Raw genomic sequence first — 15,099 nt, forward strand, 5'->3', positions numbered from 1 at the left:
AAAGTTTTATCTAAAAATGGTACTTTTTGATTTATTAATATACTGTCTTGTTCTTTTTTTCGAATAATTCCCTATATTTTTTGGGTGTTACCCCCACATGTTTTTTAAACATTTTGGTAAAATAGCTGGTATCTTCGATTCCGATGGAATACCCTATATTGTAGATTGTGTTATTAGTTGACTTGAGCAAGTACTCTGCCTTTTCTATTTTTTTCCCGTTTAGATACTCTTTAAAATTCTTACCCACCTCTTTTTTGAAAACCTTGCTGAAATGAGATACACTCAAATTGCAAAGAGACGCTGCTTTTTCTAAGCTTATATTTTTATCTAAGTTGTTTTTTACGTGATTTACAGCAGGCCCTACTGGCGATATGGAAAGTTCCAAATTTTCCAGATTGTTATCAATTTTATGATTATGCCACTTTTTTGACTCTATGTTTTCCACGATATAAAAACTAGAGTAATAGACCATATTTGCGATACTGTTTAATTCTTCATGGTAGAATTTTTGAAGTTTATCATAGGCATCTCTAACACTCTTATCCTTCATGCTATCCCCTATACTCTTCCCCACATTCTTATCCAGAATCCTCTCTACACCGTAGCTTTCATCGGAAAGAAGTATGGCCTGACCTATCAGTATAGCCCCTAGATACTCTCCGTTTAGCACCAGAGGTATAGCCATATCAATAAGCCCAGAATGGCACCTGTATATATAAGGTGAGGAGGTACAAAAAGACCTGTTTAATGCTTTAACGTCACATTTTTCACATAGACTCTTCAGTTTGTCGTTCTTCCTGAATATAGAACAAAACTCAGAATAGTTCTGCTTTTTGGTGATATAGTGCCCCTCTTTATCAACTATGACTATAGCCAATTTTGTTACATCTGCTATCTCCTGCTGGACTTTTTCTAGCTCTTGTTTAAATTTATAAAGCATCTTCACCCTCCTAAAATTTAAATCATATATGAAATAAATGTAAAATTTCTTTATTTGCTTATAATAAAATATTCTAGCATATTTATTAGATTAAATGACATTTTTCACATTAAAAAATAGTTTTTTCCCATTTTTTAATATTATTTCACCTTGTTTAAAATGTTTCTGATTGATATATTTTCAATATGAACAAGAAAAAAATGTGTTGTTTTTATACACAAAAAACTAAAATTAGATGGAGGTAAAAGATGAGATATTATGATTATTTGATGCCAAGTGTTAACTTTTTCGGACCTGGATGCCTTGAGGTTATAGGTGAGAGAGCTAAAATTTTAAACGGAACAAAAGCTTTAATAGTCACTGACAAGTTCTTAAGTTCACTAAAAGGTGGAGCTGTAGAAAAAACTTTGGAATATCTAAAATCCGCTGGAGTAGAAGCAGTTGTTTTTGACAATGTCGAGCCAAATCCTAAAGATACAAACGTATATGAAGGTGCAAAAGTTTATAAAGAGAATAATTGTGACATGATCATCACTGTTGGTGGAGGATCTCCCCATGATTGTGGTAAAGGTATTGGTATTGCAGCTACTCACGATGGAGATATCTGCGACTATGCAGGCATAGAGACACTTACTAATGCTCTGCCTCCAATTATTGCGGTAAATACTACTGCTGGTACAGCTTCTGAAGTTACAAGACATGCTGTTATCACCAATACTAAAACAAAGGTTAAGTTTGTAATCGTAAGCTGGAGAAATCTTCCTCAGGTTTCAATAAATGATCCACTTCTAATGATTGGAAAACCTGCGGGACTTACAGCTGCTACTGGAATGGATGCACTGACTCATGCTGTAGAGGCCTACATATCAAAAGATGCAAATCCTATAACTGATGCTGCAGCAATACAGGCTATCAAACTTATTGCTCAAAATCTGAGACTTGCCGTTGCAAACGGAGAAAACTTAAAAGCCAGAGAAAACATGGCCTACGCTTCTGTTCTTGCTGGAATGGCTTTTAACAACGGAAACCTAGGTTATGTACACGCTATGGCTCACCAATTAGGAGGGCTTTACGATATGCCCCACGGTATAGCAAATGCAATGCTTTTACCACATGTGTGTAAGTACAACATGATCTCTAATCTGGATAAATTTGCTGATATTGCTGAATTCATGGGAGAAAATGTAGACGGACTTTCTAAATCAGAAGCTGCTGAAAAGGCAATCAGTGCAATGTTCAGACTTTCATCAGACCTTGGAATTCCAACAAGTTTAGAAGAAGCAGGAATCAAAGAGTCTGATATAGAATTGATGGCTGAAAACGCTCTTAAAGATGGAAATGCATTTAGCAACCCTAGAAAAGGTAATGAAAAGGACGTTGAAAATATTTTTAAAGCTGCAATGTAGTTATAGATAGAAAAATTTTAATAAAAATCACGGGCAACTAAAGTTGTCTGTGTTTTTTATTATTTTAAATCCTTTATGATTTTAACTTTATCTGCTTTACAAGAGAAAGGAGAGAGACCAAATGAATTTTACACATTTAACTTTTATATCAATATGTCTAGCAGCAGACACCTTTGCTGTCTCCTTGGCCAAAGGATTTATAATTGAGAAATTAAAATTCACTGAAATTTTTAAAATAAGTTTTATTTTTGCCATGTCCCAAACTATGATGTCTTTTCTTGGTTCCAAACTTGGAAAATTATTTATCAATCAAATCAGTGGATTTAGTCACATAATTATTTTTTTGATTTTAACTTTTACAGGAAGTAAAATGATCTTTGACGCCTGGAGGGAACATCGAAACAGGGATGCTCCTAGGTTTAAATTAAATTCTAACTTATTTATATTAAGTTTAGCCACAGGTATAGACTCTTTAATAATAGGAACATCTTTTTCATCAATATTAAATTCAAATATTAATTTTTTTATTGTCTTTACAGCGGTGATAACTTCTATAGCATCCCTTACTGGAATTTTTTTAGGATATAAAAGTTCGTCTTTTATGAGCCACTACACAAATTTTGTAGGAGGAAGTGTCCTTATTCTTATAGGTTTCAAAAGCTTATTATGATCTTAGTTTCTAAAAGATACAATAAAAAAAGGGCCGAAAAACGACCCTACTGCAATCTTCTTCACACAACCTCTATACTGTCTCCTGCCTTCACCACGCCGCTTACTATAACCTTGGTAAATATACCTTCCTTTGGCATCACACATTCACCTACAGCTTGCTTTATGGCACATCCTGTGTGACACTCCTTGCCTATCTGCGTCACTTCCTGCAGTGATTCACCTATCTTAAGTTTAGTTCCTACAGGTAAGCTATACAGCTCTAGTCCCTCTGTAGTTATATTCTCAGCAAATTTTCCGTCCTCTATATCTAGTCCTGCAGCCCTTACCTTATCTGCACTTTCACTTGCGAGGAGACTCACCTGCCTATGCCAGTTTCCTGCATGGGCATCTCCCTCTAGACCGTGGTCAATTTTAAAATAACCTTCTTTTACTGGATTTTTAACAACACCCTTTGTTTTACTTATATTTACAGCTTTTACTCTTCCATGTATTTTTTTTTCTTTTTCCATATTATTCCCCCAATGAAAAGTCTGATTTCCCACCTGTCTTCCTAATTAATTTAATATCCCCAATTATCATTTTTTTATCTATTGCCTTGCACATATCATATATACTCAAACAGGCTACAGAAACTGCCGTAAGAGCTTCCATCTCTATGCCAGTCTTACCAGTTGTTCTAACCTTTGCCTCTACCCATATTCTGTCTGAATCAACTGTAAAATTTATATCTGCACCGTCTATCAAAATATTATGGCACATAGGAATAAGGTCCCAGGTTTTTTTGGCTCCCATTATCCCACCTACCTGTGCTACTGAGAGAACATCCCCCTTTTTTATTCCTCCATTTTTTACGGTTTCTATGGTTTTTTCTGCCATTAGGATATATCCCCTAGCCACTGCCACTCTGTCAGTCTGAGATTTATCCCCGACATCCACCATCCGAGCTCTGCCTTTATCATTAAAATGAGTTAAGTTCATTCATCCTCCAATTTTATACATATCTTTATCTATATACTGCTTTTCGTCCAAATGATGTTTTTCAGGTTTATCCAGTATATTTTTTTTTAACAATTCCCGTATATTTTCACCTTTTCTAAGAGACCCCAATAGATCTATCTCTTTATTTGAATGAAGACACAATTTCAATTTTCCAGAGGAGGTTATCCTGACTCTGTTGCATGAGTCACAGAATTTATTGGAAATAGTATTTATAATTCCCACTCTCCCTTTTCCTTCAGGTAGTTTATACAATATTGAAGGGGATGATGCATAATCCTTTTCCAACATTTGTAGCCTAGGACATCTACTTAGAACCTCTTGGGAAGAAAGGTACTCTTTTTCAATCCAGCTTACTGAACTCCCCATGGGCATGAGCTCTATAAACCTCACATCTATCTTTTTTTCCACTGTTATATTTACAAAATTTTCTATCTCTTCCTTATTATAGCTATTCATAAGAACCACATTTAATTTTATGGGATAAAGTCCCTCAAGTTTAGCCTTTTCTATCCCCTCTATAACCCTTTTAAGATTTCCCCCAGTAAGTTTACTATACTTATCCTCTTCTAGGGTATCAAGGCTTACATTGACTCTCATAAGTCCGGCTTTTTTTAGCTCCTTAGCCTTTTCAGCGAGAAAAATTCCGTTGGTAGTCAGGGCTATATCATCAATTCCTTCGATCTTTGAAACTTCAGAAATAATTTCCGTTATATCCTTCCTTAGTAGCGGCTCCCCACCTGTAAAACGAACCTTTTTCACTCCAAGGTCTGCCATCGCCTTCACCATAGATACAACTTCTCTTTTGGTCATAGGGTCTCTTCTAGCCTCTATACATTCATCAGGTTTGCAGTAGATGCACCTCAAATTACAGTTCTCAGTGAGAGATATTCTTAAATAATCTATGACTCTTCCGTGTAAGTCCCTCATGAAATATCTCCTTTAAAAATCAGTTTTCCCGTTTCTCTTGCATTATACCCACCTAGATTTTTGATTTTATCTTCAAATCTTTGAGATCTTATAAAATTTAAAAAACTTTTCATTCTCTCATCTGAAAGAGTCTCTTTTTTTACTAAAAAATCATAATTCTCAAAGGTTATTGGAATAAAATCCAAATCCATTACTTGGGCGGCAGCCTTTATGCCTAGTGCCACATCTGCAGAACCACTTTTAACTGCAGTAGCACAGGCCATATGAGTAGTAGCTTCCCTTTCATAACCAGTTATATCACTGCTGCTTATTCCATCTTTTTTTAGCAAATAGTCTAAAAGTATTCGTGTCCCAGCTCCCCGCTGTCTATTAATAAAAATTATATTTTCTTTTAATAAATCTGATATTCCAAATATATTTTTTGGGTTTCCCTTTGGAAGAATTAGACCCTGCTCTCTCTCTACTCCACGTATTAGAACCGTCTCATCATCAAAATATTTATCCAAAAGAAATTCATTATAAACACCATTTTGTTCATTTAGTATATGAACTGGTGCAATATGAGTTTGACCTCTTTTCAATGCAGTTACGCCACCCATACTCCCTGTGTGTGTAGACGATAGGTTGACTTCGTCAGCGATAAGATCCATTACAATGTCATGACTTCCTATGGAAATCAAATACTCCCCTATTTCTTCAAGTGGCCTCAAAAGCGTAACTTCCACTTCCTCGCCTTTCTGGTAACCCTCATAGTTTCTAGGTATTTCAAGTAAGGCATCGGCTTTTACAAGACTCATGCTGACACCGGCTCCTCGAGAAAGAGGTGTGGCTATCAGCTTTCCGTCAATAAACCCTAGAGTGACTCTTACAATCTCCCTATGCTTTAAAGATGACGGAATGGATCTTGATAAAACAGCCTTTATTTTAGATCTATTTTGCTTTTTCTGTAGAAGATAATTTTCAATCAGTGGTTTTAAAAAAGTTTCTGCAGATATAAAGGCAGATACTGGATATCCCGGAATCCCCAATACTGGTTTCCCTTGAACAACAGCTAGAATAGTTGGTTTACCTGGTTTCAAAGCCACTCCATGACTTAAAACTTCCCCCATATCTCCTATTATCGACGCTGTAAAATCCTTTGTTCCAGTAGATGACCCTGCATTTATAACTACTATATCATTTTCTTGTACGGCTTTCTTTATTGTTTCTGATAATTTATGATAGTTATCCTCTGTTGGTGAAAATCTAGATGCTTCCCCACCCCATTTTTCAACCATGGCAGCAAACATTCTAGAGTTTGAATCCATTATTTTACCGTAAGAAAGCTCTTTAGAATCTTCCACTATCTCAGTTCCTGTCGGGATTATCCCGACTTTTGGTTTTTTATAAATTGGTATTTCCATCAATCCCGCAGACAAAAGGGCCCCTATATCCTGGGGTCTTATCTTGTGATTAGCAAAGAGTACAGGCTCTCCTTTTATTATATCCTCGCCTACCGGTCTCACATGTTGCCATGGCCTTGCAGGAGATATTATTTCCACTTCACCCTTATCTAGCTCCACAACATCTTCTATCATTATTACAGAGTCATACTCTTTAGGAAGAGGATTTCCTGTATTTACATATAAAAAGTCTGTCTTTTCCTTGAGAATCAATGGCGAGTTTTCTCTTGCATTAATTGTTTTTTTTGATAAAACTGCGATTCCATCCATTGCCGCAGCGTTATAATTAGGGGAAGAAAAATTTGCTGATATAAGATCTCCTGTGATTCTGTCTAAAGAATCCCAAGGGGCTTTTTTTTCTATCTCTCTTTTAAAGTCAATTTTTGAGAGGAATTTCTGCAATGCTTCCTCTACGTCAATATTATCTATGTATTTATCTCTTTTCAAATTTTCCCCTCCTAAAATGCCCACACATCTACTATGTCTCCTGAATTAAATCCCTCTTTATCTGAGGGAATTATCGTATACCCAAAAGCTTTATTCAAAAGACTTATTACCCCTGATTTTCCGTGCAAAGGAACTGCATATTCTCCATCTATGACAACAGGTTGATAGGTGGTTCTTCCTGGAGTCGAGTGAATCTCCTTTTTCAAAATCATTCTATATGATTTGCCTTTGTCTTTATTCAGAAAATCTTCAAGTAGTGCCTTAAATACCATAAGAGCTGACACTGGATGCCCTGGAAGACCTATAACCAGTTTCCCATGGACTCCACCTATAATTGTTGGCTTACCGGGCTTGATAGACATCCCGTGCACCATGATTTCTCCACCTAGTTCTTTTATGGCTCTGCAAGTATAATCCTTACTCCCAACAGAACTTCCTCCTGAAAGAATCAAGATATCTGAGACTTCAATACCTTTTTTTATCTCATTCTTCAAAAGCTCAAGATTATCTCCCACTAGTGTACGCCCCTTTAGCTTGGAGCCCCACTCATTTACTAGAGCCTCCAGGGTATAGGAGTTTATATCTATTATCTCTCCCGGTTTCAGCTCAGATCCCAGACTTTTAACCTCATCACCTGTAGAAATAATATAAAAACTCGGATTCACTGATACCTCTACCTCTGTTATTCCTCCAGCAGCAAATGTACCTATATTTTGAGGTCTTATCTTTTTCCCGGATTCCAGCAAAATATCATTTTTTTCAAGGTCTTCACCCCTATAGATTATATTTTCTCCCTTTGCCACAGAAGTATTTAAAAATATTTCATCACCTAAAACTTCAGAATATTCTATCATAACAACAGCATCTGCGCCACAAGGAATCATCCCTCCTGTTGGCACATACACTGTTTCACTAGAATCAATAGTATATGTATTCTCTTTTCCCATCTCAGCCTCTCCTTTCAGGTTTAGCATAGAGGGAATTGAATCTGAGGCCCCATGGGTACTTTCAGCTTTTACTGCATATCCATCTACCGTAGATTTATCAAAACTGGGAACAGAATCCCTTGAGACAATCTTGGAGGCAGAATACCTTCCAATTGACTCACTCAAAGGAACAATTTCTTTTTTTGAAAATATTTCAATAAATTGTTTTCTTATTATTTTTTTTGATTCTTCCAATGAAGTCACTTTAAAAAAATCCAATTAATTCACTCCCTTTATGTAGTCCTTCAGTTCAATAGTCTGATCTGCCATCCTATTAATCTGCTCATTATCATGACTGATCATTATAATTCCAGCCTTCTCATCTTGGGTATATTTACTCAGCACACTCTCAGCAAGGAAGGTAGATTCTTTATCTAGATTGGAAGTAGGCTCATCCAAGAGTATCAGCTTTGGCCTAAAGGAAAGTGCTCTGGCAATGGCAACTTTCTGACTTTCTCCGCTACTAAGTCTGCTAGCATTCTTATCAGATAAGTGTTCTATTTTAAATTCAGACAAAAGAAAATCCACTCTTTTTTTTATCATTTCGTTGTTCCATTTTCTTATTTTTAGGGGATAAGATATATTCTCATAAACAGTTCTTTTCAGCAAATAAAAATTCTGCTGAACAAAGGTTATATCCTTCTCATCTATTCCTTTTTTTAAAATCTCACCTTCAAAATCCTTTTCTATTCCGGATATCAAAGAAAACAAGGTTGTTTTTCCTAAGCCGTTTTCACCTCTTACAGCGGTTATTCCCATAGTATCTATTACCATTTTCTCTATATCCAAAACTCTTCTTTTACCAAATGATTTGACGAGGTTTCTTATCTCTATCATAATTTGCCTACTCTCCCTTGTGAAGTGTGTACACCACACTGTTGACACCAAAGGTTAACAACATTAGTATTATTCCAAGAGCTATCCCCATTGGATACTCACCCATGGAGTTTAGCATAGAAATAGTTGTAGTCATCACCCTGGTTCTCCCTTTGATGTTTCCCCCTACTATCATTACTGCTCCTACTTCTGTTATGGCCCTTGAAAAGCAGGTCAGAAATATAACCAGCAACTCTTCCCTTAGTTCCTTCAAAACCAGTATCAATAAATCCTTTTTCTTTGCCCCTAGGAGTTTTCCCTCATTTTTTATTTTTCTACCTTGGAATTTCGAAAGTTTATATGAGAGACCCATTCCCAACGGAAAAACTAAAAGAACCTGGGCAATTATCATCGCTCCAGGTGTGTAAAGAAGTCCTAAAAATCCAAATATAGAACGTCTAGACATAAGAAGTGCTACTACGAGTCCAATCACTACAGAAGGAACCCCCATCATTGAAAACAATATTTTTTCAAATAGCCTTTCTCTTTTAAACTTTCTTAGACCTACAGACACACCAATTGGCACAAACAAAGCTGTAGCTATAAGAGTTGCACTTAATGAAACCAAGATAGAGAGAAGTATAATACTGTACAACTCCCTATCTAGTTTTACTAAAAGAGTAAGTGCCTGATATACTCCTTGTATTATATAATCCATAAATTAATTTTTTCTATCTGGTACAAATAATGACATCCCAAATTCTTCAATACCAAACTTACCAACCTTATCTTTTATTTTATCAGAAGATATCCAGTCCATAAATACCTTAGCACCTTCAGCATTTATATATTTATTTTTTGAAGGATCGATAGTTATAACTCCGTACTGATTTAAAAGACTTTTATCTTTCCCTACTTTTATTTCAAGGTCAAGATCTTTGCTCAAATGTAAATAAGTAGCCATATCTGTAAGAGTATAAGCTTGCATCTCACTAGCTATTTTCAGTGTAGCTCCCATTCCACTTCCTGAAATAATGTACCATCCACCTTTAGGAATTATCCTATTTTTATTCCAAAGCTGAAGTTCTTTTTTATTTGTTCCTGAATTATCCCCTCTTGAAGCAAAATTTAACTTTTCTTTGCTTATTTTTCCCAGCGCATCTTCTACAGAAGACATCTTCTGTTTATCCTTTGGACCTACAATTACAAAATAGTTATGAAAAACTTCTCTTCTTTCTTTACCATGCCCATTTTTCATAAACTTTAACTCAGAAGGCTTTGCATGTACTAGAAGAACATCTGCTTCTCCGTCTCTACCCATTTGAAGGGCTTTACCTGTTCCAACTGCGATAAGTTTAACCTTATACCCTGTTTCACTCTCAAAACTTGGTATAAGATAATCCATGAGGCCTGAATCCCTTACGCTGGTAGTAGTAGCTAGAACGATATCCTTATTCGACTTCGCAAAAACACCCACTGAACAAAGCACCCCGATTAATAATATTAGTAGCGACCTTTTGATTTTTAACATTTTTTTCTCCCCCTTATTTAATTTGTTAAACTATTTAAAGTTTATAAAAAGAAACTACACTGTAATTAACCTTATATCAACTTTAAATCCTCTCAATTTTTATCTATTTCATAGTATTTTTTAACTACTTAAAAACAAATAGTGGTAATTTTTTGAATTACCACTATTTGAAATTTTAATTCATTTTAATAAAAATTACAACTATAAATTTTCATTAAATAAATTTAACTATTCATATTTCAATATTTTTAAGCTTCAAAAGTCGAAAATGTGTTGTTTTCCAAATCTATATATAACACTTGACTCTGTAAAGAATCACCCTTATTCAGTAACAATTTCAATGTTTCTGAAACCTGAATCGATGCGGCTAAAGCCGGAGTAAAAGAGGGATTACCAAGTTCTGCCTCTATACCCTTTTCTATGCCGCTATACATTTTTTTCAGTATAAAATCCCCAGGTCTTATTACGGCTATCTGAGCTACCCATCCCCCTATTGCTCCGTGAACTATTGATATGCCTAGATGAGAGCACTTTTCTTCTACCATTATCTTCAAAGGTATAGAGTCTAATGCATCTACTACCAAGTCTATATCTGTTAATAGATTGTCTATATTTTCTTCGTCAACTTTAACATTGAAACCTTTTGTTTTAATATCTGAATTTATTGATTTAATCCGTTTCAGAGCTTCTTCCACTTTAAAAAATCCCAGGTTTTCTTCATTTGAGAGAATCTGTCGGTTGAGATTACTTTCATCAAAAATATCAAAATCAACCACCTTAAGATTACCCACTCCCAATCTTGCCAGCATTTCGATTATATAGCCACCCAGTCCGCCACATCCCAAAACCAAGACTCTTTTATTTTTCAAAACTTCCTGTTCCTTTTGAGAAATAAGTTTTTTGTTCTTAAGGTAGCGCTTTGAGTAGTCCATACTAACCCCCTCCTACTGGAGGGAATAAAGCTATTCGGTCGCCGGCTTTTAATTTTTTCTCAAAGTCTTTTTCCCGCCGTCCATTTTTCAAAATAATAACAGTTGATCTGTCTATCTCTCCGATTAAGTCTACCAAATCGTCGATGGAAAATCCTTCTAAAACTTCGAATTCTTTTACTCCCCTGCTTTCTTTGGGGAATCTCTCTCTGAGATTAGCAAAAAGTCTGACCTCTATCTTTATCTTTTCAGCCATCTAACCTCCTAAAATTCAAGTGTCATATCAAGCTCTTCATCAGTAATGTCAAAGGCAACATTATGTGGTTCTAAATTTTCATTGAAAAACTCAGGAAGCCTGTCATGGGCTTTTGTAAATCCAGCTCTTCTATTAAACTCTTTTTCTTCCTTTAGAATTTCCTGTCCCAAAGTTATTACATCTTGAATTTCTATACTGGTGTTGTATTCTGCATTTATCATATTTACGATTTCCTGAAGTGCTCCCGCATTATCTAGTATTGCAAAGGCCACAAATAAACAGAGCCCTGTACTATCTATAGCAGCAGTTGCCACTTGAAGGTTTCTCGATAGATCTACCTGTCCCTCTTTCTTAAGAGGATCTACAGTTCCTCCTACTCCTAAAATATTTGCAGTAACAGAGTATCCCGCCGTATGGTCTGCACCCATTGGAGTAGTTGCATATGTTACCCCTATACCTTTTACTGACCTAGGATCATAAGCTGGAAGAGCCTGTTTCTTGACAACTGGTACTCTCTCTGTACCAAATGCCTGTCCTGTAAAGGCTGCTCCGTTACCTATAATCCGACCTATAGGAGATCCCTTACCTACTTCTTCTACAAGTTTTATGGCAGCCTTGTCATCTCCTAGTTCTATATATTTACCTTCCATGGCAATTCCTACTGCAACTCCTGTATCTATGGTGTCTATACCTATATCATCACAAAGTCTGTCCATTTTTGCAATGGAATCAAAGTTTTTTATATGACAGTGAGAGCCAAAGGCCCATATAGTTTCATATTCAAATCCACCAGTTAGATATTCTCCATTTTCATCGTTGTATATCTGTGAACATCTCATAATACAACCAGGATGACATGCATGGGTAGGATTTCCCTTTCTTTTGTTTATTAATTCATACATAGTTTCTCCGCTTATGTCTTCAGCAAATTCAAAACGTCCGTTTCTAAAGTTATCTGTAGGGAGTCCTCCAGCTTCATTTAGAATATTTACAAGAACTGCGGTTCCATATGTAGGAAGCCCCTGACCAGAAACAGGGTGATCTAGTATCATTTTAGAAAATGATCTAGAAGCTTTCATAAATGAATCCTTATCATGATATTTCACTTCATTTGTTTTACCAGGATCTATTATTATCGCCTTTATCCCCTTAGATCCGAGTACAGCTCCAGTCCCTCCACGTCCACAGTGTCGGGTAGGGTGCCCTTCTGTATCTGTGACAGCTATTGAGGCTGCAGAAAGTTTCATCTCCCCAGCCTGACCCACAGACATAACAGTTGTCTTCTTTCCAAATTTTTCCCGTAAGATATCACCTGTCTCGTAATTCCCTTTCATTTTCAGATAACTGGCATCCTCCATAGAAATTCCTTCAGAAGTTATTTTTATAAGATTTAGCTCTTCTTTTTCAGGCTTATCCTCTATAATTATCGCCTTATAACCAAGTTTTGCAAGATTCTGTGCAGCAGTTCCTCCTGCATTGGATTCTTTTATTCCTCCTGTTAGAGGACTTTTAGATCCCACACTCAGCCTTCCCGAACTAGGAGCCATTGACCCCGAAAGAAGTCCGGGAGCTATGACAAGTTTGTTATTTTTCCCCAAAGGATGACATGTAGCATCCACTTCCTCAGAAATAATTTTGGATGTAAGCCCTCTGCCTCCCAATGCCATGTACTCAGATTTTACTTCCTCGTAAGTAATAGATTTGTTTCTCATATTAATACGACAGATTTTCAAAATAAACCCCTCCTTTTTTTGGCTCCTTTCCAAACGCGGGAGGCAGACCGGTTTCCCTGTCTACCCAGTGGTGCAGTTCCCTAGATTTTATCCTTAGGAATTTACACTCGGAGTAGCAATATAAAAATAAATTTTTTACAATTTATTTGCCTATATTAAATTACCAATCAACAAGTTAATAATATTTCACTATTACATACAATAATTTGTTATTCATAATTACTGTCTAATTTTCATTTAAGCAAAAAAATTAGATATTCAAAGTAATTTAATGCTTTATAGCAAGCAAACTTTTATGGAATTTTTATCATTGTTGCAATAAATATGTTTTAATAGCAATCTTGTTCATTAAAACTCAAATAAAGGCTACATTAATATAAATACACCTAATATTTTTAATTCCTTTTAAAAATTAATATAGAACTAAATATTTTAAAACAGATAAAATTGTCAGATAAAGAAGCACATATTAAACTATAAGTTTTTCCTTATTTTATATATATTTTTTTTCTTTTAATTGGTAAATAACCAAAAATAAAACTTTATATTTTTGTAGTTTTTTATATAGAAAAGTTGTATATTTAATTTATAAACAAATTCTGTGTATAAAAATTAAGAAAGAGAGGGATTTTATGAAGTATATAATAGGAATTATCCTAGTATTTATGACCTTTGGATGTATGTCAGCTCCAAAAGATCTCGGAGTTAAATCAGGAAAATTATCACCTCTGAAAACATCTCCTAACGGTGTTTCATCACAGACAAATCAGCTAGAAAAACTAGTAGATCCTCTTGTACTAGACATCCCAACTAGCAATGCAAAAGAAATAATCAAAAAAGCATGTGAAAGCTATGGAAAACACAAAATTATAAAAGAATCAGAAGATTATCTATATGTTGTTTTTATTACTGGAACAATGAGGTACCGAGACGATGCAGAATTTTATTTTGATTCTGAAAACAAGGTTATTCACTATCGTTCACAAAGTAGGATAGGATACTCAGATATGGGACTAAACCGAAAAAGATACAATACATTGGCAGAATTTTATTATAAAAATAAACAATAAAATACTCCAGTTGATGCTTTAAAGAGATTTTTGGTAAATTAAGGATTTTATTTGAACCTGTTACTTTTCTCTTGAAAAAAAGCACTCCAAGAGTGTTTCCTCCCTTCGGTCAGGGCATAACCAAAAGTTCAAGTATTTTCAAATGCCTAAGAAGTAAACATTTCTTTTATCGTCTTTGTAAGCAAAAGTCCTCGGTTCCCTGCTCATCCATAGGATAAGGTGTGTCGTGGTCGCTATCACTCCTTGATCTTAACTTATTTTGTAGAACGGTTAAGTGCAGGTTCTTTCTTATATAAGCCCTGCGACTAGAAATTCGAAAAATATAAAAAATGGAGCATCGGCTTTTTCCCGTTGCTCCAAAGATCAGTTTAACTTTAAATTATTAAGTTACTGGAATGATTCTGTGATATATTTTTCATATTCATCTATTTTAAAGCTCAACCTTTCAGCTAGATATTTGTTGCTGAATTTTAAAGATTCCAATATATACTGGGCCTCTTGTCTATAGGATATTATCTTTTTATTATTCCAGTGTTTTGGAGGTTTCTGTAAGTTTGTTATCCTGTCAAACATCTTTACTATACCCACCTCTTTTGGGCAGTTTAAAATCTTTTTTATTGAATTTTGCATCTGTTCATATTTTGCAATATTTTTATCTTTTGTTAGTGCAAATACTCCTTTAGATACCTCTATACCAAAAGTTTTCTCTAACTCCTCATAGCTAGTCTCAGTGTCCTCAAGAGTATCGTGTAATAAAGCCAACTGAAGGGCATATTCTATATCAAAATCTTTGCAAGATTCCCATGCAAACATAACCTCCATGGCTACATTACTAAGATGGACTACATAGGGTAATCCGTAAATCGGAAGCTTTTGCTTTTTATGTTTTTCTCCTGCAAATAAAATTGTCTTTTGATACAAATCCTGTTTTAAATACATTCTTCC

Annotated in this window: 16 protein-coding genes and 1 riboswitch; of the genes, 3 read left to right on the plus strand and 13 right to left on the minus strand. The window is 35.2% G+C overall.

What is annotated here, in order from left to right; all coding sequences use genetic code 11:
* Positions 1-34: 34 nt before the first annotated feature.
* Positions 35-940, minus strand: a complete 906-nt coding sequence (locus ILYOP_RS06525) for a PocR ligand-binding domain-containing protein (RefSeq protein WP_013387744.1) — start codon at positions 938-940, stop codon at positions 35-37.
* Positions 941-1,188: 248 nt separating this feature from the next.
* Between ILYOP_RS06525 and ILYOP_RS06530 the strand changes: the two genes are divergently transcribed.
* Together ILYOP_RS06530 and ILYOP_RS06535 are read left to right on the plus strand one after the other, a co-directional pair.
* Positions 1,189-2,346: an iron-containing alcohol dehydrogenase gene (locus ILYOP_RS06530; RefSeq protein WP_013387745.1), complete on the plus strand. Its 1,158-nt coding sequence runs from the start codon at positions 1,189-1,191 to the stop codon at positions 2,344-2,346.
* A 121-nt stretch (positions 2,347-2,467) separates the two neighbouring features.
* Positions 2,468-3,016, plus strand: coding sequence for a manganese efflux pump MntP (locus ILYOP_RS06535; RefSeq protein ID WP_013387746.1), 549 nt, complete (start codon positions 2,468-2,470; stop codon positions 3,014-3,016).
* Between the two features lie 61 nt (positions 3,017-3,077).
* On the opposite strand, the gene ILYOP_RS06540 is transcribed toward ILYOP_RS06535, so the two are convergent.
* From ILYOP_RS06540 to ILYOP_RS06590, 11 genes are all read right to left on the minus strand, one after another.
* Positions 3,078-3,527, minus strand: coding sequence for an MOSC domain-containing protein (locus ILYOP_RS06540; protein WP_013387747.1), 450 nt, complete (start codon positions 3,525-3,527; stop codon positions 3,078-3,080).
* Between the two features lies 1 nt (position 3,528).
* A complete protein-coding gene (gene moaC / locus ILYOP_RS06545) occupies positions 3,529-3,996 on the minus strand; it encodes a cyclic pyranopterin monophosphate synthase MoaC (protein WP_013387748.1) in 468 nt (155 codons plus the stop codon).
* Positions 3,997-4,944 (minus strand): GTP 3',8-cyclase MoaA, encoded by a 948-nt coding sequence (moaA, locus tag ILYOP_RS06550; protein WP_013387749.1) that lies wholly within the window; start codon positions 4,942-4,944, stop codon positions 3,997-3,999.
* Positions 4,941-6,833, minus strand: a complete 1,893-nt coding sequence (locus ILYOP_RS06555) for a molybdopterin biosynthesis protein (protein WP_013387750.1) — start codon at positions 6,831-6,833, stop codon at positions 4,941-4,943. The genes moaA and ILYOP_RS06555 overlap by 4 nt, the downstream gene beginning before the upstream one ends.
* Before the next feature lie 11 nt (positions 6,834-6,844).
* The gene (locus ILYOP_RS06560; protein WP_013387751.1) at positions 6,845-8,038 is read right to left on the minus strand and encodes a molybdopterin molybdotransferase MoeA; all 1,194 of its coding nucleotides are present in this window, start codon (positions 8,036-8,038) and stop codon (positions 6,845-6,847) included.
* Positions 8,039-8,656: an ABC transporter ATP-binding protein gene (locus ILYOP_RS06565; RefSeq protein ID WP_013387752.1), complete on the minus strand. Its 618-nt coding sequence runs from the start codon at positions 8,654-8,656 to the stop codon at positions 8,039-8,041.
* Between the two features lie 7 nt (positions 8,657-8,663).
* Positions 8,664-9,353, minus strand: a complete 690-nt coding sequence (locus ILYOP_RS06570; protein WP_013387753.1) for an ABC transporter permease — start codon at positions 9,351-9,353, stop codon at positions 8,664-8,666.
* A gap of 3 nt (positions 9,354-9,356) precedes the next feature.
* A complete protein-coding gene (locus ILYOP_RS06575; protein WP_013387754.1) occupies positions 9,357-10,166 on the minus strand; it encodes an ABC transporter substrate-binding protein in 810 nt (269 codons plus the stop codon).
* Between the two features lie 248 nt (positions 10,167-10,414).
* Positions 10,415-11,098 carry a HesA/MoeB/ThiF family protein gene (locus ILYOP_RS06580; RefSeq protein ID WP_013387755.1) on the minus strand — a complete coding sequence of 228 codons (684 nt, stop codon included), beginning with the start codon at positions 11,096-11,098 and terminating at the stop codon, positions 10,415-10,417.
* A 1-nt stretch (position 11,099) separates the two neighbouring features.
* On the minus strand, positions 11,100-11,351 hold the full coding sequence (locus ILYOP_RS06585; protein WP_013387756.1) for a MoaD/ThiS family protein: 252 nt from the start codon (positions 11,349-11,351) through the stop codon (positions 11,100-11,102).
* 8 nt (positions 11,352-11,359) lie between these two features.
* A complete protein-coding gene (locus ILYOP_RS06590) occupies positions 11,360-13,117 on the minus strand; it encodes an aldehyde ferredoxin oxidoreductase family protein (RefSeq protein WP_342633588.1) in 1,758 nt (585 codons plus the stop codon).
* Positions 13,091-13,209: riboswitch (molybdenum cofactor riboswitch) on the minus strand. Its footprint overlaps the gene before it by 27 nt.
* A gap of 507 nt (positions 13,210-13,716) precedes the next feature.
* On the opposite strand from ILYOP_RS06590, the gene ILYOP_RS06595 reads away from it, so the two are divergent.
* The gene (locus ILYOP_RS06595; RefSeq protein ID WP_013387758.1) at positions 13,717-14,154 is read left to right on the plus strand and encodes a DUF1499 domain-containing protein; all 438 of its coding nucleotides are present in this window, start codon (positions 13,717-13,719) and stop codon (positions 14,152-14,154) included.
* Positions 14,155-14,541: 387 nt separating this feature from the next.
* On the opposite strand, the gene ILYOP_RS06600 is transcribed toward ILYOP_RS06595, so the two are convergent.
* A complete protein-coding gene (locus ILYOP_RS06600; RefSeq protein WP_013387759.1) occupies positions 14,542-15,093 on the minus strand; it encodes an HD domain-containing protein in 552 nt (183 codons plus the stop codon).
* Positions 15,094-15,099 lie beyond the last annotated feature (6 nt).

It is taken from the genome of Ilyobacter polytropus DSM 2926 (assembly GCF_000165505.1).
Taxonomy (GTDB): Bacteria; Fusobacteriota; Fusobacteriia; order Fusobacteriales; family Fusobacteriaceae; genus Ilyobacter; species Ilyobacter polytropus.